The sequence below is a fragment of the Terriglobus roseus DSM 18391 genome (assembly GCF_000265425.1).
GTDB classification, from domain to species: Bacteria; Acidobacteriota; Terriglobia; order Terriglobales; family Acidobacteriaceae; genus Terriglobus; species Terriglobus roseus.
On sequence record NC_018014.1, the window covers coordinates 3,382,466 to 3,402,549 of the forward strand.

General features: G+C 59.5%; 18 protein-coding genes. 13 read left to right on the forward strand and 5 right to left on the reverse strand.

Going from position 1 to position 20,084, the window contains the following annotated elements; translation table 11 throughout:
* Nucleotides 1-61: 61 nt before the first annotated feature.
* Genes TERRO_RS13875 through TERRO_RS13905 form a run of 7 tightly spaced genes read left to right on the forward strand, consistent with a single transcriptional unit; the run spans nt 62 to nt 7,864 of the window.
* A complete protein-coding gene (locus tag TERRO_RS13875; protein WP_014786321.1) occupies nt 62-688 on the forward strand; it encodes a polysaccharide biosynthesis/export family protein in 627 nt (208 codons plus the stop codon).
* A 14-nt stretch (nt 689-702) separates the two neighbouring features.
* Nucleotides 703-1,992 (forward strand): hypothetical protein, encoded by a 1,290-nt coding sequence (locus TERRO_RS13880; protein WP_014786322.1) that lies wholly within the window; start codon nt 703-705, stop codon nt 1,990-1,992.
* Between the two features lie 9 nt (nt 1,993-2,001).
* Complete coding sequence (locus TERRO_RS13885; protein WP_014786323.1) at nt 2,002-3,513, forward strand: GNVR domain-containing protein; 1,512 nt, start codon at nt 2,002-2,004, stop codon at nt 3,511-3,513.
* Nucleotides 3,514-3,516: 3 nt separating this feature from the next.
* On the forward strand, nt 3,517-4,416 hold the full coding sequence (locus TERRO_RS13890) for an ExeA family protein (protein WP_014786324.1): 900 nt from the start codon (nt 3,517-3,519) through the stop codon (nt 4,414-4,416).
* On the forward strand, nt 4,413-5,348 hold the full coding sequence (locus TERRO_RS13895) for a tyrosine-protein kinase family protein (RefSeq protein WP_014786325.1): 936 nt from the start codon (nt 4,413-4,415) through the stop codon (nt 5,346-5,348). The genes TERRO_RS13890 and TERRO_RS13895 overlap by 4 nt, the downstream gene beginning before the upstream one ends.
* A complete protein-coding gene (locus TERRO_RS13900; RefSeq protein ID WP_014786326.1) occupies nt 5,349-6,713 on the forward strand; it encodes a TIGR03013 family XrtA/PEP-CTERM system glycosyltransferase in 1,365 nt (454 codons plus the stop codon).
* Nucleotides 6,710-7,864 carry a glycosyltransferase gene (locus tag TERRO_RS13905; protein WP_014786327.1) on the forward strand — a complete coding sequence of 385 codons (1,155 nt, stop codon included), beginning with the start codon at nt 6,710-6,712 and terminating at the stop codon, nt 7,862-7,864. Before TERRO_RS13900 ends, TERRO_RS13905 begins: the two co-directional genes overlap by 4 nt.
* Here TERRO_RS13905 and TERRO_RS13910 read toward each other — a convergent pair.
* Complete coding sequence (locus tag TERRO_RS13910) at nt 7,861-8,955, reverse strand: glycosyltransferase family 4 protein (protein ID WP_014786328.1); 1,095 nt, start codon at nt 8,953-8,955, stop codon at nt 7,861-7,863. The genes TERRO_RS13905 and TERRO_RS13910 overlap by 4 nt on opposite strands.
* Before the next feature lie 48 nt (nt 8,956-9,003).
* Here TERRO_RS13910 and TERRO_RS13915 point away from each other — a divergent pair, with 48 nt between their 5' ends.
* On the forward strand, nt 9,004-10,080 hold the full coding sequence (locus tag TERRO_RS13915) for a hypothetical protein (protein WP_014786329.1): 1,077 nt from the start codon (nt 9,004-9,006) through the stop codon (nt 10,078-10,080).
* Here the strand turns inward: TERRO_RS13915 and TERRO_RS13920 are convergent.
* Nucleotides 10,034-11,299 carry a UDP-glucose dehydrogenase family protein gene (locus TERRO_RS13920; protein WP_245536291.1) on the reverse strand — a complete coding sequence of 422 codons (1,266 nt, stop codon included), beginning with the start codon at nt 11,297-11,299 and terminating at the stop codon, nt 10,034-10,036. The two genes, TERRO_RS13915 and TERRO_RS13920, sit on opposite strands and share 47 nt — an antisense overlap.
* Before the next feature lie 117 nt (nt 11,300-11,416).
* On the opposite strand from TERRO_RS13920, the gene TERRO_RS13925 reads away from it, so the two are divergent.
* On the forward strand, nt 11,417-12,610 hold the full coding sequence (locus TERRO_RS13925) for a glycosyltransferase family 4 protein (protein WP_014786331.1): 1,194 nt from the start codon (nt 11,417-11,419) through the stop codon (nt 12,608-12,610).
* Nucleotides 12,611-12,627: 17 nt separating this feature from the next.
* Entirely contained in the window at nt 12,628-13,809 is a 1,182-nt protein-coding gene (locus TERRO_RS13930) for a glycosyltransferase (protein ID WP_014786332.1), read from the forward strand.
* Nucleotides 13,810-13,824: 15 nt separating this feature from the next.
* Here the strand turns inward: TERRO_RS13930 and TERRO_RS13935 are convergent, their stop codons facing one another.
* Complete coding sequence (locus TERRO_RS13935; protein ID WP_014786333.1) at nt 13,825-14,874, reverse strand: sigma-54-dependent transcriptional regulator; 1,050 nt, start codon at nt 14,872-14,874, stop codon at nt 13,825-13,827.
* A 339-nt stretch (nt 14,875-15,213) separates the two neighbouring features.
* Between TERRO_RS13935 and TERRO_RS13940 the strand changes: the two genes are divergently transcribed.
* Entirely contained in the window at nt 15,214-16,680 is a 1,467-nt protein-coding gene (locus tag TERRO_RS13940) for a sigma-54 dependent transcriptional regulator (protein ID WP_014786334.1), read from the forward strand.
* Nucleotides 16,680-17,138, forward strand: a complete 459-nt coding sequence (locus TERRO_RS13945) for a DUF6982 domain-containing protein (RefSeq protein ID WP_014786335.1) — start codon at nt 16,680-16,682, stop codon at nt 17,136-17,138. The genes TERRO_RS13940 and TERRO_RS13945 overlap by 1 nt, the downstream gene beginning before the upstream one ends.
* Here the strand turns inward: TERRO_RS13945 and TERRO_RS13950 are convergent.
* The gene (locus TERRO_RS13950; protein WP_014786336.1) at nt 17,135-18,061 is read right to left on the reverse strand and encodes an SDR family oxidoreductase; all 927 of its coding nucleotides are present in this window, start codon (nt 18,059-18,061) and stop codon (nt 17,135-17,137) included. The two genes, TERRO_RS13945 and TERRO_RS13950, sit on opposite strands and share 4 nt — an antisense overlap.
* 111 nt (nt 18,062-18,172) lie before the next feature.
* Between TERRO_RS13950 and TERRO_RS13955 the strand changes: the two genes are divergently transcribed.
* Entirely contained in the window at nt 18,173-19,054 is an 882-nt protein-coding gene (locus TERRO_RS13955) for a glycosyltransferase family 2 protein (protein ID WP_014786337.1), read from the forward strand.
* Here the strand turns inward: TERRO_RS13955 and TERRO_RS13960 are convergent.
* Nucleotides 19,051-20,076, reverse strand: coding sequence for a hypothetical protein (locus TERRO_RS13960; protein ID WP_217164352.1), 1,026 nt, complete (start codon nt 20,074-20,076; stop codon nt 19,051-19,053). The two genes, TERRO_RS13955 and TERRO_RS13960, sit on opposite strands and share 4 nt — an antisense overlap.
* Nucleotides 20,077-20,084 lie beyond the last annotated feature (8 nt).

Here is a 20,084-nt window from a genome sequence, read left to right on the forward strand (position 1 = left end):
CCTTTGGCATTCGCATTGCTCTAAAACAAGATGCGCACGAACAAGGAGCGCACAGGATCTCATGAAGTATTTTCACTTTCTGCCGTGCATTTCGCTTTCCATCGCTGTTGGCCTAGCCACAGCGCAGCAGGTCCAACCCGTGGTACCGGCGCGTCCGCATGACGCAGCGGTGGCCCCCGTCACAAGCGCTGCGGTCGTTGTTCCTCCTGCGGGCTACCGCATCGGGAACGAGGATGCGCTGCAGGTCAGCGTCTGGAAAGAGCCGACGCTGTCCGGTCCTTTGCCGGTTCGGCCGGACGGGATGATCTCGCTGCCGCTGGTTGGCGATATCGCCGCTGCTGGCAAGACGCCGCAGGAACTGTCGGAGGCGATCCAGGACCGGCTGAAGAAGTACATCCAGGATCCGCTGGTGACCGTAGTGGTTACGGCTGCGAACAGCCAGAAGATCTACGTGCTGGGCGAGGTGCTACACGTGGGCCAGGTACCGCTGACAAACGGGCTTTCCGTATTGCAGGCGATTGCCGCCTCGGGCGGGCTTACCGCCTACGCCAATGCAAAGAAGATGTATATTCTGCGGACCGAAGCTGGTAAGCAGGTCAAGATCCCCTTTGACTACCGGAAGGTCGTCAAGGGCGAGGGTGGCCCACCCCCTTCGCTGCTGGCCGGCGACACGATCGTGGTGCCGTAGTGATAAAGACCACGATGCTTCTTCCCACAATTCTTTCCCTTACCTGTGTGACCGCGATGCACGCACAGGCGGCACCGAGCGTTACGCCCACGATCTCTGCTCCTGGTACCGTGCCGAGCCTTTCCACAGCTCCCATTGCCGGCGAGTTCTCGTACTCGCTGACGGGATCCGAGTCGTACGTCACGGGCTACCAGGGCACTTCGAACTCAGGATCCTCTACCAACATTTCGGGCCAGGCGACGTATGTCTCGAACAGCGAGACGCATCCCCTGAGCCTGATCTACTCCGGCGGTTACTTCTTCGGGAATGGCGGCGACCTGAACTCGTCTTCGTATCAGAACGTTGGCGTGTCTCAGCTTTTGATTTCGCGCCGCTGGCGACTGGGCATTGCGGATACGATCACGTTCCTGCCGTCGTCGCCGCTGTACGGCGTCTCCGGTGTTCCCTTCTCGGGCGATATCGGCACGACGCCGATCACGACGGGCGGAATCCCGACGCAGTCGATCCTGACGAACTATGGCCAGCAGGTGAGCAACACGGTCAGCGGCAGTGTCTCCCGTGACATTACGGGCAAGACGTTTGTCGAAGGTTTCGGTTCGTACACCGTGCAGCGTTTTTTGCAGACGGGTCTGAACAACAACAGCGTGGGTGCTTCCGCTTCGCTGGGTCACCACTTCAGCGCGCGGGACACGGTGTCGGGCAGCTACACGTATGCGAAGTACAGCTTCTCGACGCCCGTCTCCGGCTTCAACAACTTTGCTTTTTCGTCGAACGGCGTCAGCGCGAGCTACAGCCACGCATTCAATCGCAAGCTGAGTCTGCAACTGTCGGCGGGTCCGCAGTGGATCAGCAGCAATCAGCCGGCGCTGATCCCGGATCGCGTCCTGTTCGCGAGCGCTGTTTCGATCGGCTACCAGGGCGAGCGGACGCGCACGACCATCAGTTACAACCGGTCGCCGAACATTGGATCGGGCGTATTGCTGGGCGCGCTTTCGGACAATATCAACGTGACAGCGCAGCGTAACTTCTCGCGTAACTGGACGGGCGGCATCACGGCGAACTATGGCCGCGCCTCCGGCCTGGCGGCAGTGCCGGGAGAGAACATCCAGACCAAGAGTTTTTATGGCGGCGTGCAGGCGACGCGGCGACTGGGTGAGAACTTCTCCGCCTTCGGTAGTTACAGTGCAGCCACGCAGTCTTCATCCGGCCAGGCAATCGCCCGCAACGCTTTTGATGGGACGGCTCACATTGTGACGGTTGGCCTTACCTTTGCGCCGCGCTCCATGCGCTTCGGCCGTCCCTAAGGAAACAGAATGCTTGGACATCGCCCCCTGAAGTTGGAAGATTACGTAGCGATCGTGAAGCGTCGCGCGCTGTTGATTGCAGCGCCGGCGATTCTTCTGCCGATCCTTGCGTTGTTGGTCTCTGCGACGATCCCGCCGCAGTTCGTATCGCAGACGCTGGTGCTGATCGAACAGCAGAAGGTGCCGGATGAGTATGTGAAGCCGGTGGTTTCATCGGACCTGGATCAGCGGCTGGCCTCGATGAAGGAGCAGATCCTGAGCCGCTCGCGTATTGAGCCGATCATTCAGCGGTTCAATCTGTTCCCGGGCGCGACCGCTGACGATCGTCTGGACCATGTACGGAAGAACATCGAGATCAAGCCGATCAAGTCAGAGATTGCTGGTGCGGGTGCTCTGCCGGGCTTCTTCATCTCGTACCGCGCATCCGATGCGCACACGGCACAGCAGGTGTGCGGTGAGATCACCTCGCTGTTTGTGAATGAGAACCTGCGTGCTCGGGAACAGTCGGCGCAGGGCACAACTTCATTCATTGAGAGCCAGCTTGCAACAGCGAAGGCCAATCTGGATCAACAGGATGCAAAGCTCGCAGATTTCCAGCGTAAGTTCATTGGCCGGCTGCCGGGTGAAGAGAACACGAACCTGAACATGTTGAACAGTGTGAACTCGCAGCTGGCGGCGGCGACGCAGGCGTTGTCACAGTTACAGCAGCAGAAGGCTTACCAGGAATCGATGCTGACGCAGATGACGCATGACGTGTCGCTGACTGCGCCGGTCGCGAGCAAAGCCGCACCGGATGAGCGTCAGACACAGTTGAATGCATTGCAGGCACAGGCAGATGACCTGAGCACGCGTTACACGCCGGACTATCCCGATTTGATCGCGGTGCGCCGCAAGATTGCGGATTTGCGCCGCGAGATCGGCCGGTCCCCTGCTTCGGCAGCGAGCGCGGCGGGACGTGTTGCGGACCCGGCGGGTGTGCAGCAGCTTCGTGCACAGATCCAGGCGACGAACCAGGGCATCAGCGCGAAGCAGTCGGAACAGGCACAGTTGCAGGGCGCGATCAATGGCTACCAGGGACGCCTGCAGGCTTCGCCACAGGTGGAAGAACAGTACAAGGCACTGACCCGCGATTATCAGACCGCACAGAAGTTTTATGACGAACTGCTGGCGAAGATGAACCAGTCCAAGATGGCGACGGACCTGGAGCATCGTCAGCAGGGCGAGCAGTTCCGCGTGATGGATGAGCCGAATCTGCCGAACAGCCCGGAGTATCCGAAGCGCAGCCGCTTCCTGCTGGTTGGATTGGCAGCGGGACTGTTGCTGGGTCTTGGCGTGTCGGCTCTGCTGGAGTATCGCGATACCGCAATCCAAACGGAAGACGATGTCTTTGCTTTTACAAAGCTGCCCACGCTTGCCGTCATCGCGCGGTCCGATAGTGCCGCGGATGCGGACGAGGTGAAGATCCCCGCGTGGAAGTTCTGGATTAATCAGAATGCCCCGTTGCCGGAAAAGAGGGGCTGACGCATGTATCGCGATTTCTTTCAGCTTGAGAAGTTTCCGTTCAATAACAACCCGGACCCCAGCTTTCTTTGCATGTTGCCGCATGCGCGCGAAGCGCTCGCCTGCCTGGAGTATGGCGTCGCTGCGCGCAAGGGTTTCCTTGTGTTGCTGGGCGAAGTTGGTACGGGTAAGACGACGCTGCTGCGTAGTGCGTTGAATACGCTGCGTGGCACGGCGGTGCACACGTCGTTCATCTTTAATCCGCGGCTGGAGACACTGGAATTTCTGCAGTTCATGCTGTCGGACTTCGGCCTGACTCCTGTCAACGATACGAAGGCCGGGATGCTGCTGCAGTTGAATCGCTGGCTTGTGGAGCGGTTCGCTGCAGGCGATACGTGCGTGCTGATTGTGGATGAGGCGCAGTCGCTTTCGTCGGAGTTGCTGGAAGAGATCCGGTTGTTGACGAACCTGGAGACGGACACGCAGAAGCTGTTGCAGATTGTGCTGTCTGGTCAGCCGGAGTTGGAGACGAAGCTGCGCGAGCCGGGTCTGCGGCAGTTGCGGCAACGCATCTCGCTGTGGTGCAGGACGCAGGCGTTGTCGCAGGAACAGACGGGCGAGTATATCGAGCAGCGCCTATCGATTGCGGGCGCGAAGGAAACGATCTTTCTGCCGGACACGATCAAGACGATCTATGAGTTCAGCCGCGGTATTCCCCGCCTGGTGAACCTGCTGTGCGAACACTCGTTGATTCTGGCCTATGTAGAGAAGCTGAAGCAGGTACCGGCATCGCTGGTGTTTGCGGTTGCTGTGGATCTGGATCTGGATAATGGACTGGGGGCCGCGGCAGGGATTACTGCCGGGTCAAGGCGTAGCGAAGTGCCTGTGGTGGCTTCATCGCCCGAAGGAAAGGGGCGCGAATGAGCAAGATTTATGAGGCGCTGCTGCGTGCGGAGTTAGAGCGACTTACTCCGGAAGAGCAGGCAGAGTACGAGCGCGATCCCGAATCGTTTCCGAGCATTGCTTCCATCCTGGGACGCGCGCAGGAGCCGTCGGCTATCGACTCGCTGCGCGAAGAAGCGAACGTGGTGCGCGAGCACAATCGTGCGTTGCGTGAACTGGGTGAGGTTAAGCGGACGACGTGGAGTCCTGATCTGGAGAAGCTGCCGGCGCTACAGAGTCGCAGTGCGTTCACGGAGCAGTTCCGCAGCCTGCGTTCGCGGCTCTATGAGTATCGCGGCTTCAACAAGCTGAAGACGATCCTGGTGAGCAGCGGCATGCCGAAGGAAGGCAAGACGTTTGTGGCCGCGAACCTTGCGCTGAGCCTGGCGCGGTACAAGAACAATCGCGTTCTGCTGATCGACGCGGATTTGCGCCGTAACTCGCTGCATACGTTACTGGGTTGTTCTGCATCGCCGGGTCTGTCGACTTACCTGACCGGCAATGCGACGGCGCTTGAAGTGATGCAGCGGTCTGACCTGGAGCCGGATCCGAATGCCGAGCATCCGCCGGTGTTGAACAACATCACGTTTATCGCGGGTGGCGCGGGCGGTGAAGCTGCGGCTGATCTTTCCGGCAACTCGCGCTTTGCCGAGTTGATTCGCTATGTGTCGCCGCACTTCGACTGGATCATCGTCGACTCATCGCCGGTGAATGTTGTTTCGGACGCAGTGAATCTGGCACCGGCTTGCGATGGTGTTTTGCTGGTAGTTCGTGGCGGTCAGACGCCGTACGAGAGTGCACAGCGCGCGCAGAAGGAATTCGCTACGGCCAATCTGCTGGGCGTTGTTTTGAACGGTGTTGTGGATGTGCCGCACCAGGCCTACTACGGGTATGGAACGGAGCCCGAGAAGTAAATGATCCGGTTCCTGAACGTCTACTACCCCACACGCTCGGTGCTTCAGTTATTGTCTGAGGCTTTCATCATCTGCTGCTGCTACCTGGCGGCGGCGGGACTGGTGCTGCGTTCCGACACGGTTAAGGTTCTGACGTATGAGCATAACCTGGCGAAGGTGTTTGGGCTGACGCTGGTCACTGTTGCTATTGCCTACTACTGCGATCTGTATGAACCGCAGATGATCTCAGGGCCTGGTGAAACCCACTTCCGCATCCTGCTGGTGCTGGGGCTTGTCAGCTTTCTGGCGTCGGCGGTGCTGTATCTGTTCCCTTCGTTCGGGATTGCGCGTTACATCACTTCGGCCGGAATCATCCTGATTGCCGTTGCGCTGATCGTCTGGCGGCAGGTCTTTGAGTGGATGCAGGAACGGGAGATGTTCCGCGAGCGCGTGGTGATCTTTGGCAGTGGCACGTATGCGCAGGGATTGGCAAACCTGATCAATAGCCGCCGCGATGTTGGCATGGAACTGCTGCGACCGATGGACGCGGATGGAAATCCGTTGAGCGCAGGCGCGATCGTCGATTGGATCGAGGCCTATCCAGAGCCGATTCATCGCATTATTGTTGCGATGGAAGATCGTCGTGGCGGGCTGCCTGTGGATGAGTTGCTGGCGGTTCGTTTTCGCGGGATCCAGGTGGAAGAGGCGAGTGCGCTGTTTGAGCGGCTCTCCGGCAAGATTGAGTTGAGCAGTTTGCGGCCCAGTAGCTTTTTGTACAGCGAAGGCTTCCGGATTCAGCCGTCGCAACTGGTGACCCGGCGACTTGCCTCCGTGCTGGCCGCGGGTCTGGGACTTCTGACGTTCGCTCCCTTCTTTCCGCTGGTCGCACTGCTGGTCAAACTGACCTCGCCCGGTCCTCTCTTCTTCAAGCAGATACGGGTTGGCGAGGGAGGAAAGCCGTTCAACGTGTACAAGTTTCGCAGCATGCGGACGGATGCGGAGAAGGGTGGCGCGCGCTTTGCGAGCAAGAACGATCCTCGCGTGACGAAGATCGGCATGTTCATGCGGAAGACGCGCATCGACGAAGTGCCGCAGCTATGGAATGTGCTGCGCGGTGACATGGGTTTTGTGGGACCGCGGCCTGAGCGGCCGGAGTTTGTGCCGTGGCTTGCGGAGCAGTTGCCGTACTACAATTTGCGGCACCTGATTCGTCCGGGGCTGACTGGCTGGGCGCAGGTTCGCTACGGCTATGGCGCGACGCTGGAAGAGAGCCGCGAGAAGCTGCAGTACGACCTCTACTATGTGAAGCACTCATCCCTGGGGCTTGATCTGCTGATCATGTTCGAGACGATCAAGATCATTCTGCGTCGCCGGGGAGCTCAGTGAGAACGCTGTTCTTCGTCTCGCTCGCGATGGTGGTCTACACCTACGCGGGCTATCCCCTGCTCATTGCACTGATGGCGCGACTGCGGCCCAAGCCGTGGATTCACGGAGGGGACACGCGTTCTGCGAGTGTGATTCTGCCGGTGCATAACGGGCTACGGTTGCTGCCGTGGAAGATTAACAGCCTGCTGGCGATGGACCCCGCTGTCATCAAAGAAGTCATCGTTGTGCTGGACGGCTGCACCGACGACTCCGCGGCATGGCTTGCGACGTTGAACGATCCGCGTCTTCGGCCGGTAGTGATGACGGAGCATGGGGGCAAGGCTGCTGCGCTGCGTCGCGGTATGTCTGTGGCGACCGCTGAGCTGTTGCTGTTCGTGGACATTCGTCCGGAGGTTACGGAGGAGTCGGTGCGGCAACTGTTTCAGAACTTTGCCGATCCTGCCGTGGGTTGCGCTGCGGGTGAGTTAAGGATTCGCGTGGATGCGGGCCACGCACAGGCAGCCTCTGCCGTGGGTGGACTGTACTGGAAGTATGAGCAGTGGATCCGTAACTCGGAGGCTGCGTATGACTCGCCGGTGGGGGTCTATGGCGGCTTCTATGCGATTCGCCGTGAGCTGGCATGTGATCCGCCGAATGGTCTGATCCTGGACGATATGTTCCAGCCGCTGAACATCATCCGGCAGGGCTATCGCAGTGTGGTGGATCGCGAGGCGCTGGTCTACGATCGTTGGCCGGCGACTGCGACCGGAGAGTTTCAGCGCAAGGTGCGTACGCTGGCCGGGAATTTTCAACTGGTTGCTGAGAATTCGTGGACGCTGTCTGCGAAGAACCGTGTGCTGTTCCAACTGATCTCGCACAAGCTGATGCGGCTGGTAGTTCCCTACTGCCTGCTGGCGATGCTTCTGAGTGCGGGCAGCCTTGCGATGCACTCCGCGGGATGGGCCTTCGTCGCGATCGCCGAGGCTGCGCTGCTGCTGGTTGCGTTGCTGGGACTTCGGATGCGCCTGCCGCTCGTCGGCAAGGTCTCAGCGGCGCTCAGCGCCCTGCTGTTGCTCAATGCGGCCGCCGTGCAGGCATTGTGGACATACGCATTCACGCGCGGGCCGCTCTGGAAGATATGGAACGCGACAGCGATCCCGGACCAGCGCTAGGGCCTCTCGTCGTCCGTAAGAGGGCGCCGGCCGGAGCGATAGAGCCTCGCGTAGGCGGATTCCATCTGTTCCAGCGTAAATTCGGTGCGGTAGGTCTCGCTGGCATTGGTGCCGAGTTGTGCTCGCAGAACGGGATCTTCGATTAAGCGGAGGATCGATCCTGCCATGGTGGCTGGATCGCCCACCGGCGACATCAAGCCGCCGCCGGAGAGATCGACGATCTCCTTCATGCCGCCGACTGCGGTTACAACAGCCGGCAGTCCGAGCGACATGCCCTGCAGTAGGGACATGGGCAGACCTTCCGAGGTGGAGGACATCGCTACGGCGTCAGCCGCGTTGAAGAAGCGCTCCGTCTGCATCTGCTCGCCCCAGAAGGTGACGACATCCGACAGGTGCAAGTCGCGCGCGATGGACTCCAGGGAGGCGCGTACGGGACCGTCTCCGACGATCCAGAGGCGAAGGCGCGGTTCCTTCGTGTGGGCGATGGAGACGGCCTTCAGCAGTGTGCCGAGGTCCTTGATGGCGGCGACGCGGCCAACGAAGAGCAGGGTGAAGAAGTTGTCGTCGCGCAGGACGGAGGCGGAGGTCTGCACGGGGGCTGCGCCGTTGTAGACGCGGACGATTTGATCGAGGCGAGCGAGCGGTGCTCCACGAAGGTTGTTGCAGGTGATGTCGCAGATGCCGACGATCCAGTCGAGGCATCGCGCGACGAGGTTGAACTTGATCTCGGCCGCAGTGTCGTAGGGAGGCGAGACGAGGCTGTGACGCGTTGCCAGGACACACGAGGCGCCTGCGAGGCGGGCACCCAGCGCCGCCTGCAGTGTCGGTGCGGGATTGTGGCAGTGCACTACATCCGGTCGCATCTTGCGGAAGAGCCGAAGGTATCGTAAGACTGTCTTTGCGGGATGCGCCTCACCCATGACATGGGTGTTGATGCCATCCTCAATGAGTCGTTCACCGAGGATTCCGAGCTTGCTGTAGGCGCATACTGTTACATCGTGGCCTTTTTTTTGCTGAAGGCGGCTTAGCTGCGCAACCAGCATCTCTGCTCCGCCCATCTCCATGCTGTAGACAACGTGCACGATCTTCATCGGTAGTCTTGACGATACGCGAGCGAGACGACGCCAATGGATGAGTGAATGAAACTTCCGAAGCATGCCGAGCTGTGGCTTGCGCCGTATCTGCGAAATCGTTTGGAACACGCTTTGAACCGCACGCCGGCGAAGCGGTTGTGGGTTGCTCTGACGGACCACTGGGAACCGTGGGGCGGCAAGGCCAGCGAGGCAACCGCGACTGCGCGCGTGAAGGCGTGGACGGATCATTGGCCGCAGATCGCGTGGGGGGCGCCGCCGGACGATACGGGACGGCCTCCCTGCTACACCTTCTTCTACCCGCAGGAGGAGTATCACCCAAAGACGCTCAGCGCGCTGGAGCCCATGGTTGCAGATGGTGTTGGAGATGTGGAAGTACACATCCACCACGAGCACGATACGGCCGAGACCTTCACCGAGAAAATCGTCCACTACTGCAAGCAGCTACGGTATGAACACAACATGCTGCGCGAGCGGGATGGCCGGATCATCTTTGGCTTCATCCACGGCAACTGGGCGCTGGACAACTCTTACCCCGACGGACGGCTGTGCGGCGTGAATGGTGAGATCTCCGTGCTGTCGAAGCTGGGCTGCTATGCCGACTTCACCATGCCTTCCCTGCCGTCGGTGACGCAGGGTCGCATCGTGAATGAGGTCTACTGGGCCACGGGATCGCCTGACCGCAGCAAGAGCTACGATCGTGGCGTTCGCGCGACAGTTGGAGGCGGGCGGCAGGGAGAGCTGATGCTGGTGACGGGGCCGCTGGGCATCCGGTATCGCGGACGGGTGATGCCTCGGCTCGAGACCGGCGAGATCGCGGTCTACGACCCGCCAACGGCGTACCGCGTCGAGCGTTGGCTGGACCTGGCTCCGCGCATTGGCGAGGACATCTTCCTGAAGCTGCACGGGCATGGCGCGCGCGAGGATAACGCTCGCGCGCTGCTGGGCACGGCCGGCCTTGCACCGATGTTCCGGTGGTTGAGGCAGGCCGCTGACCGCCGCGGCATTGAGCTGCGATGGGCCAGCGCCTTTGAGATGGCCTCAGCGGTGGAGCGGCTCACGAACGCCGCTCCTACTGCTAATTCGCCGCTTGTGGACGTGCCGGCTTCAACGAGAGCTTTGTAAGATCCAGCACGGGTAGACCGCTGTTGCGGATGGCCGCGGCGGTCTCTGCCGTGGGCTTCTGCGCGATCACGATGGCATTGACGCCAGCGAGGAGATCGCTGAGCGAGCGTTCCATGAGGCGACCGATGTGCGGCAACGCTGAGACTACGAAGCTAAGGTTGCTGCCGTAGATCTCATCGAGGCGGATGTGCGGATCGAATATGCGCGTCTCGCGGCCCTTGCCCAGCAGGTGCTCGACGATGGTGATGACGGGGCTCTCTCGGAGATCGTCGGTGTCTTCCTTAAATGCGAGACCGAAGATACCGATGCGCTTGCCTGGCAGCGCGAAGATATCGCGGATGCTGCGGCGAAGATGCTCATCATTCGCCGGCAGGACGGACTCCAGCATAGGTAGCTTCACATCCAGGCGCGATGCACGGAAGGTAAGTGCTCGCAGGTCCTTCGGAAGGCATGAGCCGCCGAAGGCAAACCCGGGCTTCATGTAGGCGGGCGAGATATTCAGTTTCACGTCCCTGCACATGGTTTCCATGACCTGCATAGGATCCACGCCAAGTTCCGAGGCCAGCGATCCGATCTCGTTGGCAAAACCGATCTTCACGGCGTGGAAGGCGTTGCAGGCGTACTTGATCATCTCTGCCGTACGGAGTGAGACTACAGCGCCTTCGATGGGCAGACTGTCATAGAGACCCGCTACGAGCTGTGCGGCGGCCTCTGTGGTGCCTCCAACGACGAGCAGTGAGGGTTCCAGGAAGTCCTTGACCGCCGTGCCCTCGCGCAGGAACTCAGGGTTCGAAGCGACGGCAACGTTCGCGTGCGACGCGAAGATGGTCTCCTGCAGGCTTTCGCATGTGCCGGGGAAGACGGTGCTGCGCACTGTGACGACGAGCGGACGATCGCGCGGCTGCATGAGCTCAGCGATTTCGGCGCAGACGCGGCGCAGTTGGCTGAGATCGATGTTGCCGTTCGCCTGCGAGGGTGTACCGACGCAGAGCAGAACTACGTCAGCGTCTGCGATCGCCTGGGCATCGAGCGAGCCCGCGCGGAGGCGACCTGCTGCTACATTCTGCTGAATGAGCTCTTCGAGACCGGGCTCGTAGAAAGGTGAACGCTGCTGATTGATGGTGGAGACTTTGTATTGGTCACGGTCAACACCAAGGACCTTATGACCAAGTGATGCGAGACACGCCGAGCTGACGCAGCCAACATAACCAAGTCCCATCACGATTACATTTTTAGGTGAAGCGCTTTCCATGAACATCCTTGCTGCGGCCGCATAAGCAGCGAACGCACGTAAGTGTTATACGTAAAAAGGTTTGAAGGAGTTGTGCCGTCAGTTATGAAGATCCTCTGGGTCAGTCCCTTCTTCCTTCATCCCACAGATCGCGGCGGGCAGATCAGGACCTTAGGCACTCTTAAAGAGTTGCACAAACGCCATGAGGTCCATTTCTGCGCGCTCAACGCGTCGAGCAATACTGAGGGTCCAGCACGCGCGGTTGAGTACTCCACACGCTCCTTTGTTGTTCCGCACGATCCTGTTCCACGAACATCGTTTCGGATCATTCCTCAGGTCCTGCAGGCAATTCTTTCGCCATTGCCACTGGCTGTGTCACGTTACCGTTCCGTTGCCTTGCAAAAGCTTATTTCGCAAAGGCTGAAGAATGAGCGGTATGACTCGATTGTCTGTGACTTTCTAGCGTGTGCGCCGAACTTTTCAGAGATGGCGCCCGTCGTGCTATTTCAGCACAATGTGGAAACAACCATATGGCAACGCCACGCGGAACAAAGCACTTCTTTTCTGCGCAAGCGCTTCTTTGCCATGCAGGCAAAGAAGATGGCCGCCTATGAGGCCGAGACATGCCGACGGTCGCGGTTTGTGATCGCGGTGTCGGGTATGGATGCGCGTCGCATGCGGGAGGACTTCTCGGTTGAGCGCGTTGCCAGCGTTTCCACGGGTGTCGATGTCGAGAGCCTGGCACCGCCGCCCCATGCGGAAGCCGTTGGGGACCTGATCTTCTCCGGGTCGATGGACTGGCTGCCGAACATCGATGCCATGGAATACTTCCTTCGCGAGATCCTGCCCTTGATACGGGAAGAGTTGCCAGCGACCACGCTGACGATCGCAGGCCGAGCGCCTGACCCGCGAGTGGTGCGGGCGGCACAGGGTATGGAAGGCATCACCATCACGGGCAGCGTTCCAGATATGCGTCCGTATTTATGGGGATCGAAGGTTTCGATCATTCCACTTCGCATTGGCGGCGGAACCCGCCTGAAGGTGTACGAGAGCATGGCTTCGGGCGTGCCAATTGTATCGACGAGTATTGGAGCTGAGGGCTTGTCGTATACGCCCGGGCATGACCTGCTGGTTGGCGATACACCGCGCGAGTTTGCGCAGCAGTGCGTGCGGATGCTGCGCGATGCGCAGGACCGAAAGGCTGTGGCGGACCATGCGATGAAGCTGGTCCGCGACAACTTCTCGTGGGCTGCTGTAACCGAAGGATTTGAAGCGATCCTGCAGGACAACCGCCTGTGAGAGAGGAAAACCTAGGCATGAAGGAATCGACGCGGCGGAAGCTGCGAGTCGCGGTGATCACGGACTACTTCCCTACATCTGTACAGCCCTGGGCTGGGCACTCTGCCTACCAGACGTTGCTGGAGTTGGCTCATCGCTGCGAGATTGAGGTCTTCTATCCCGAGTCGGTGTACCCGAAGATGCTGACGCCGCGCAGCCGCACCTACTCGTCGATGGACCGAACGTATGAGCCGCCGGGGATCAAGACGCACTACCTCCCTTTCTGGGCGATGCCGGTTATATCGCGGCCTTTGAATGGATGGCTTGCTGCACGTGCAATACGGAGGAGTGTCGCCGCCTATCAGCCGGATGTGATCCTGAGCTACATCGTGTACCCTGCCGGCTTTGCGGCGGTTCGTGTCGGCAGGCACATTGGTGTGCCTGCGGTGCTGACTGCGATTGGGTCGGACCTGAACCGGATCAGCGGTTCTGTCGTTCGACGCATGACGCGGTATGCTCTGCGCCATGCTGCGGGCGTGGTGACGGTAAGCCGCGATCTGCTGCGGACTGCGCTGATGCTGGGCGCTCGCGCGGATCGTAGTGTCGCAATCCTGAACGGATGTGACACAAAGAAGTTCCGGCCACGGGATCGCATTGCTGCACGCGGGATGCTGGATGTTCCCCTGCAACAGGAGATCGTGCTGTACGTTGGCCGACTGGACCTGCGAAAGGGCCTGATCGAGCTGGTCGAAGCGGTGGCTCTGCTGCGTCAGCGTCGTCCGAAGGTGCATTGCTACATCGTGGGTGAGGGATCGGACCGCACCGTTCTGAACGATTGCGTTGCGCGGTGTGGCATGGAGTCACACATCACGTTTGTGCCGTCGTGCGCTACGGAGCGTGTGGCGACATGGATTGCTGCCTCGGATTTGCTTACGCTTCCTTCTTATAAGGAAGGGTGTCCTAATGTGATTCTGGAGAGTCTTTGCTCTGGGCGGCCGGTGGTTGCAACGGATGTTGGCGGGATTCCGGAGTTGATGGATGAGGCGAGCGGTAAGCTGGTTAAGCCTAAGAATGTAGAGGAGTTAAGCCGGGCTTTGGACGAGGTGCTGTCGCGGCGATGGAATGCGGATTCGCTTGCGGACAAGCATCACCGGAGCTGGCAGGACGTCAGCGACGACCTATACGAGGTGCTGGCGAGGGCTGCCGATTCCAATTCCTGAGGGAAATGAATCGATTCAGTAGTTTGCAGCGCGCAGTGCGCTCGAAGGTATGGTGTGGACCTTGGACTGGTTGTCCTGGGCCGCACCGAAGTCGCTGAGCTTGTAGAGCAGCGACCGGTAGCTGATGCTGAGCCACTTGGCGGTCTTCTGGCGGTTCCAGCCGTTTGCCTGCAGCACTTTGAGGATGATCTGGCGTTCCAGGTCCTGGGTGACCTGCCGGGTGATCTCTTTGAGTGCGACGGGGTGGCTGACGTCCACTTCATCGAGGGCCCAATTGCGTGTGACACCATTTCTGGAGTCCATGAGTTCGCGGGTGATGACCTCTTCCGAGCCCATGATGACGAAGTTGCGGAGCAGGTTATCCATCTGCCGGATGTTGCCGGGCCAGTAGTAGCCCTCCATCATCTGCAACACGTCCTGGGACAGCAGCGGCCGGGAACGCATGGCTTCACGGGAGTGCTTTTCCAGGAAGAACTCGACGAGGCCCAGGATATCTTCGGAACGTTCGCGCAGGGGCGGCAACATCACCTTGACGGCGTTGATGCGGTAGAGGAGGTCGATGCGGAACTTTCCGGCATCGATCAGGCCCTGCAGATCGACCGTGGTGGTTGAGATGACGCGGACAAATGTGCCACCGACAGAGCCCGTGTCGTACTGCTTGAGGACGATCAGGAGCTTGGACTGGGACGGAAGGTCGAGTTCGTGGATGCCATCGAGCAGGAGGGTGCCCCCCTCGCGAAGGAGCGTTGCGAGTTCGGACTCTACCGCGTCGCCTTCGAGGAGACCGTCGAGGAGGCTATCGAGCACGGAGGTAATTTCTTCCGGTGAGACACAGCTGAGCTTGGCAAGACGGCCCGGGTTGCGGGACTGGAGATGAAGCAGCTCTGCCACTACATCTTTTCCCGTCCCGCACTCTCCCTCGAGCAGCACGGGGAGGTCTGTCTGCGCCAAAAGCTCAAGATTCCGCCGGATCTGCTGCATGTGCAGGGTCCTGCCGAAAAATGAGCTCGCGAACGTAGACGAGGGCGAAAGAAATGGCCGCTTTGCGGGATTCAATAGTGTCATCGTTACTGCCTAAAAACTGTTGTGCACATGAACAGCCATTCGCGCTGAAGTGCAAAGACGGCGTCACAAACCGCCAATTTGCGCATTAGACTAGGATGATTAGTGCTACCTGACTTCCCATTTTGCCGACTTAGGGTAAAAAGTTACCCTTTTGGTGATTATTTGCCCCCTTCGATGCATCTGTCAGGGATTTTTGAGCATTGACCTTTCGAGGCGGTGAACAGGCTCTTTTGTGCAACGCATTGCAGGTATTGAATATCTAAGAATTAGGCGGTACTTTGTGAACACTCGACGCCGCCCGTAGCGATCCATTTACCACTTCTCTTCCCCGGAGTTACCTTGTCCACATCCGCACTGCTCCCGCAGACCCGACGGTCACCCGTACTCGCTCAGATCGTTGTGTTTGATCCCAACGTTCTGTTGCTGGAGTACATTCGCGAAACGCTTGGCGACGCCTACAATTTGCATCTTTTCTCGGAAAAAACTTCCCTGTGGCGAGAATTGACGTCGGACCGCAAGCCGGACATGCTGATGTTCTCCTGGGATAGTTCGCACCGTTCTCTGCCCATGCTGCAGCAGGTGATGGGCCAGGCCGGATCGGTGCCGGTGCTTGTGCTCGCATGTACTCCCGATGCACACGAGATGCGCCTGATGATGACGATGGGCGTTCGCGCGGTGGTTCTGAAGCCGTTTGACCAGGAAGATCTTCAGCAGGTGATCGAGAAGCATCTGCGTCCGGCCGGTCCGGAGACGCCGTACCTGATGTCGCAGCAGAAAGACGTTGAGATCGCCCTGGGCGACGACCGCTACTTTGTCCGCTCAAGTCCTGCAATGCGTGCGCTTGAACAGCAGGCCATGGTTATCGGTGGCTCGGATATCCCGGTGCTCGTGCTTGGAGAGAGCGGTACTGGTAAAGAAGTGCTGGCGCTCTTCCTTCATAAGAGTTCCCTACGCAGCAAGCAGACCTTTCTGAAGGTGAACTGCGCGGCCATGCCTGCGGACTTGTTGGAGAGCGAACTGTTTGGCTACGAGCAGGGCGCGTTTACCGGCGCAGCGAAGGCCAAGCCCGGCAAGTTCGAGATCTGCAATGGCGGCACGATCTTTCTGGATGAGATTGGTGAGATGCCTGCATCCCTGCAGGCTAAGTTGCTGCATGTGCTGCAGGACGGCACGTTCACACGGCTGGGTGGCAAGACACCGCAGAAGGTGGATGTTCGTGTCATCGCAGCGACCAACATCAATATCAAACAATCGATTGCAGAGAAGAGCTTCCGCGAAGATCTGTATTACCGCCTGAATGGCTTCTCACTGACGCTGCCGCCGCTGCGCGAGCGTAGAGAAGAGATCCAGTTGCTGTCCGACTACTTCATGCGGCGGGCTGCTGCGAAGTACAGCCGTGCCACGCTGCCGTTCACGGAGCGCATGAAGCAGGCGATGACGGAGTATTCGTGGCCGGGCAATCTGCGTGAGTTAGAAAACATTGTTTCTCGCTACCTGATCCTCGGCGACGAGGCTTCCATCCTGTCTGAGTTGCAGCCGATCGCTTCGGTGCCGCACGTCCATGCACTGCCCCAAGTGGTTGAGGTTGCTGCACCTGTCGTTGAGGTGCCACGTACAACGCATACTCCCGGCGAAGGCCTGAAGAGCCTGGTGAAGAGTCTGAAGGGTGATGCGGAGGCGATGGCCATACTGGAAGCTCTTGAAGCGAATCGCTGGAACCGGAAGGCAGCGGCGAAGAATCTGCAGATCAGCTATAAGGCGCTGTTGTATAAGATCAAGAACTACAACCTTGGTGCAACGAAGTAATGGCAGAGCCTAACAAGATCGTAATTAAGTTACCTGACGGACCTGTCAAAGGTTATCTAGCAGAAGATTCACTCCAGAGCCTGCGTGCTGCTTCGGAAGAGCCCGACGTGGTGACAGTTCAACTCGCTGAGAACGGCGATGCCCTGGAAGTTTCCCTGCAGGACGCGAAGGGAATTTTCTTCGTGAAGGATTTTGATGGCAGGGTCGATCATGCGGATCTGCGCTTTCACGATTCGACGACTCCCGCACAGTTTCTCTGGGTGCGGTTGACGTTCCTAGATGGCGAGGTCCTGGAAGGCATGATCCAGAATGCCTGCTCCTACGTCATTTCGAAGGGCATCTGGATCACGCCGACCGATCCGACCGGCAACAACCTGCTGATCTACGCTTCGAAGTCCCACTTACGTCACTTCGAAGTGCTAGGTCTTCGCCAGAAGTCGCACCGCAGGGCTACTTAGCCCTTGCGGAGCATCTTTCCGAGACCATCCTCAAAGCTTACGGTGACGCGATAGCCCAGTTCGTCCTGCGCGCGTGCGATGTCCGCCACGGAGTGGCGGATGTCGCCTTCGCGCTCGGGCTGGTACTGTGGTTTGCCCTCGAAGCCCATGATGCGGCCGATGGTTGCGAAGGCATGATTCAGAGTCACGCGGTGCCCCGTGGCAACGTTGTAGACGCGGCCTGAGACATGGGCCGGAGCGCTGGCTGCGAGCAGGTTCGCCTGCACGACGTTGTCGACGTGAGTGAAGTCGCGACTGGTCTCACCATCGCCAAAGATGGTTGGGCATTCGTTCTTCGCCATGAGCGAGATGAAGCGAGCGAGGACACCCGAGTACTGGCTGGTCGGATCCTGCCGCACGCCGAAGATATTGAAGTACCGCAGTGCAACTGTCTGAAGACCGAAGACCTGCGCATAGCTACCCATGTAGAGCTCGCTGGCGACCTTCTGCACGGCGTAGGGCGAGACCGGCTCCGGGATCATATCTTCGCGCTTGGGGAGCACGGGATTGTTGCCATATGCGGCGGAGGATGCGGCGAAGATGAAACGCTTGACGCCTGCTTTGCGTGCGGACTCCAGCATTTGAAGGGTGCCGCGCAGGTTTGGGCTGTCTGTGCCCAAGGGATCCGCTACCGACTTCGGGACCGATGGTATGGCTCCTTCGTGGAAGACGTAGTCTACATCGCGGCAGGCTGCTGCCGTTGCTTCTGCATCCTGCACGTCACCCTGGATGAACTCAATGCGGTCGCGCACAGCTGCGAGGTTTTCCATGTTGCCTGAGCTGAGATTGTCGAATGCTCGAACCTGCGCACCCTCTTCTACAAAGCGATGGACCAGATGCGAACCGATGAATCCGGCCCCACCCGTAATCAACACACGTGACATCTTGCTCCTGTCGTTCCCATTGTTCGGAAGCTCAAAACCAAATACCGGATCACGATACCATTTACGTGCGGTACGGCAGAATGCCGCGTCCGGGGCATGGAGGGAGCATCTTTGGGCGTCAGCGTCGTGATACCGGCTTACAACGCAGAGCCTTACCTGGAGGATTGCCTGCGCAGCGTTCTTTCGCAGACGCACCCAGTTGAGGAAGTGCTTGTCGTTGATGATGGCTCCACAGATGGCACCAAGCGCATCGTTGAGTCGTTTGGATCTCCGGTACGTTTGCTGGAACAGAAACAGGGCGGGCCAGCGCGCGCGCGGAACCTGGCAGTGAGCCAGGCGCGTGGCGAATGGATTGCGTTTCTGGATGCCGACGACATGTGGGTTCCGGAGAAGGTGCAAAAACAACTGGACGCACTGGCTGCGAATCCTGACGCTGTGTTTTGCTATACGGGCCTGCTGGCCCTGAAGCTGGACGGATCGCGAGTGCCGGTGCCGCCGCCGGCGCTGGCACACGTTGATGCCATGCTGTCGCTTACGAATGTTGGGATACCACCGTCTGCCGTGATGCTACGTCGCGAGACCTTGTTGCAGGTCGGCGGCTTCAACGAGATACAGCGTGGCTGCGAAGATTGGGACCTTTGGTTTCGACTGCGTAAGCTGGGAACGTTTTGCGAGGTTCCGGAGGCGCTGACGGTTTACCGTGAGTCGCTGGGTGGGCTTAGCTCAAATGCCGAGCACATGTACCAGGATTTCCTGCGGATGCTGGATCGCGTTCTGCTGGCAGACAAACACGGGTGGAAGCGTTCGCTGTGGCGTCGCAGGATCATGAGCTACCAGCAGTACAAGGCTGCGATGACGGCACGGCACGCCGGGCAGACGGCGGTGGAGCGGAAGTTTCTGGCCGCGTCCCTGCAAACGTGGCCATCGCCGCTGTGGCATCCAGAGCGGTTTGCTGCTTCGCTGGTCCATCTTCGGCGATCGTTGTCGTCCTAGCGGGTGAAGCCGCCAGGATTGACGCGGCCGGAGTCTGGGAGCAGGCGCAATGCTGACTCATCGACTGCTTCGAAGTCTTCAGCCTTGATCTGCGAGAGCTTATGCAGATCGTCGTCGCTCCAGCGTGAGTCGGGGACGCCGCTGAGATAGAGCGCGCCACCGTTGTCGGCTAGGATCATGCCGTATTGCTTGAGCGCCGTAGCGATGACGCGCGCCTGCGGCGGCAGCCGCTGTACATCGAAGCTGGAGCGTAGACGGAATCGCTGACCGAGTGGCGCGTAGTTGGTTGAGACAAGCTTCGAAGCAACGTGGCGTGCGGGCCAGACGTAGGCTGCCTGCGTCTGCGGCAGGGTGAAGCGGATGGCGTGGCGTATCTCGCCAGTGGATAGTTCGTCGTAACGCACAAGGCCGGGCAGGATGGGCAAGCCTGCAGCGTCCGCAGAGGTCTTGTGCTCGGGACGCAGGGCGTTGCTGGTCATATCAACGACGATGCCGGAGCCTGCCTTCCATCCATCCCCCTTTCGCTGCGCCGCGAAGATTTCATAGAGGACACAGCGGCTCTCATCGACAAGAAGTATGTGGCGGTCACCCATACCCTGCAGGCCGCCTTCAATGCGCGGATCTGCGGGAATGGGATAGGGCACATTGTCACTCTCTTCCGCGTAGTCGAAGGTGACGGTCTGGCCCACGGTGCCTGCGGGGATCGGCGTGACAGGGATGCCGCTGATGTCTGAGGTGCCGAAGTCCGGATGCACGCTGTGCAGTGGGCCGATGCTGTCGATGTAGGACTGCGACAGTGGTGCCCTTGGTAGTTTGTCGATGCGGGTGTTCCAGACGTTGTCGGCAGGAAGCACAGGGCAGGAGCCAAACATCGGGCCGCCTGCAGCGGCTGTGTACTGCACGGAACCTGTGGGGGTGGTGGTGCGTGTGACAGATTTCGGCTGGAGGAGCACGTAGACCAACAGGAGGACGGCAGCGATGACGCCGAGGCCGATCCAGTTCATCTTTCGCTGTGATGTCATGCTCTCTT